Below are 2427 nucleotides of genomic sequence, written 5' to 3'. Positions count from 1 at the left end.
CATCGTGGTCCTACAACCCCAATATTGCCGTAACAACATTGGTTTGGGCTAATCCCCGTTCGCTCGCCACTACTTGGGGAATCATTATTATTTTCTTTTCCTGCAGGTACTAAGATGTTTCAGTTCCCTGCGTTAGCCTCTTGCTATGCAAGATGTCATTCCTTCAGAATGACGGGTTGTCCCATTCGGAAATCTTCGGATCAAAGGTTATTTGCACCTACCCGAAGCTTATCGCAGCTTATCACGTCCTTCATCGCCTCCGAGAGCCAAGGCATCCGCCATGCGCCCTTGCTTACTTTCTTTCAAACGTTTTATTCGCGTATTGGTATTGATTGTGGAATTGCTTCCGGCTGTCAATATTGCATACTCGAACACGTACGGTTTGATATATACTTTTAGCTCTTACTTTTAATTTTACTTTTTGTACATCATGTCAAAGATCGTTTCTCTTTTCAGAGAGAGTGGAGAATAACGGATTCGAACCGTTGACCCTCTGCGTGCAAGGCAGATGCTCTAGCCAGCTGAGCTAATCCCCCAAGAGGTTATTCAAGAATGTTGTTTTTAGTTTTTAGCTTTTAGCTGTCACTATTCCTCGTTCTTGAGCTTGGTAGTCCCAGGCAGAGTTGAACTGCCGACCTCTACATTATCAGTGTAGCGCTCTAACCAACTGAGCTATAGGACTAGTTCAACCTTGTCTACCTTTCGTCTAGACTCGGCTTCTTTTTTCTCTTGTTTATCTCTATCTATACTTCTATAGATGGTTGATCTATATATTATAAATAAACAAGTACCAGTAGTACAAAAAACAGAACCTTTAAAGTCATTATTTTTAACGATGGCCGTTTTACATTATTCATGTAGAATTGCATCGTCTTACGACATCGCTCCAGAAAGGAGGTGTTCCAGCCGCACCTTCCGGTACGGCTACCTTGTTACGACTTAGCCCCAATTACCAGTTTTACCCTAGGACGCTCCTTGCGGTTACGTACTTCAGGTACCCCCGGCTTTCATGGCTTGACGGGCGGTGTGTACAAGGCCCGGGAACGTATTCACCGCGCCATGGCTGATGCGCGATTACTAGCGAATCCAGCTTCACGAAGTCGGGTTGCAGACTTCGATCCGAACTGAGAGAGGTTTTTGGGATTAGCATCCTGTCACCAGGTAGCTGCCTTCTGTACCCCCCATTGTAACACGTGTGTAGCCCCGGACGTAAGGGCCGTGCTGATTTGACGTCATCCCCACCTTCCTCACATCTTACGACGGCAGTCTCTCTAGAGTCCTCAGCATGACCTGTTAGTAACTAAAGATAAGGGTTGCGCTCGTTATGGCACTTAAGCCGACACCTCACGGCACGAGCTGACGACAACCATGCAGCACCTTCACATTTGCCTTGCGGCTAACCTGTTTCCAGATTATTCAAATGCAATTTAAGCCCGGGTAAGGTTCCTCGCGTATCATCGAATTAAACCACATGTTCCTCCGCTTGTGCGGGCCCCCGTCAATTCCTTTGAGTTTCACCGTTGCCGGCGTACTCCCCAGGTGGAATACTTAATGCTTTCGCTTGGCCGCTTACTGTATATCGCAAACAGCGAGTATTCATCGTTTACTGTGTGGACTACCAGGGTATCTAATCCTGTTTGATACCCACACTTTCGAGCATCAGTGTCAGTTGCAGTCTAGTGAGCTGCCTTCGCAATCGGAGTTCTTCGTGATATCTAAGCATTTCACCGCTACACCACGAATTCCGCCCACCTCTACTGTACTCAAGACTGCCAGTTTCAACTGCAATTTTACGGTTGAGCCGCAAACTTTCACAACTGACTTAACAATCCACCTACGCTCCCTTTAAACCCAATAAATCCGGATAACGCTCGGATCCTCCGTATTACCGCGGCTGCTGGCACGGAGTTAGCCGATCCTTATTCATATGGTACATACAAAATCCCACACGTGGAATACTTTATTCCCATATAAAAGAAGTTTACAACCCATAGGGCAGTCATCCTTCACGCTACTTGGCTGGTTCAGACTCTCGTCCATTGACCAATATTCCTCACTGCTGCCTCCCGTAGGAGTTTGGACCGTGTCTCAGTTCCAATGTGGGGGACCTTCCTCTCAGAACCCCTATCCATCGTAGTCTTGGTGGGCCGTTACCCCGCCAACAAACTAATGGAACGCATCCCCATCGATAACCGAAATTCTTTAATAGTAAAACCATGCGGTTTTAATATACTATCGGATATTAATCTTTCTTTCGAAAGGCTATCCCCGAGTTATCGGCAGGTTGGATACGTGTTACTCACCCGTGCGCCGGTCGCCATCTTTAGTTTGCAAGCAAACTAAAATGCTGCCCCTCGACTTGCATGTGTTAAGCCTGTAGCTAGCGTTCATCCTGAGCCAGGATCAAACTCTTCATTGTAAAAGTAT

The 2427-nt window shown here is 46.6% G+C and carries 2 tRNA genes and 2 rRNA genes; all 4 read right to left on the bottom strand.

Going from position 1 to position 2427, the window contains the following annotated elements:
* Window positions 1–302, bottom strand: a 23S ribosomal RNA gene (locus DW173_RS23545); the annotation flags it as partial.
* A 160-nt stretch (window positions 303–462) separates the two neighbouring features.
* Window positions 463–536: transfer RNA gene (locus tag DW173_RS23540), tRNA-Ala, on the bottom strand.
* A gap of 69 nt (window positions 537–605) precedes the next feature.
* Window positions 606–682: transfer RNA gene (locus DW173_RS23535), tRNA-Ile, on the bottom strand.
* Window positions 683–890: 208 nt separating this feature from the next.
* Window positions 891–2419 (bottom strand): 16S ribosomal RNA (locus tag DW173_RS23530).
* Window positions 2420–2427: the final 8 nt, after the last annotated feature.

Source organism: Bacteroides sp. AM16-13, assembly GCF_003602705.1.
Classification (GTDB): Bacteria; Bacteroidota; Bacteroidia; order Bacteroidales; family Bacteroidaceae; genus Bacteroides; species Bacteroides xylanisolvens.
This window is presented reverse-complemented; position numbering and strand designations above follow the sequence as displayed.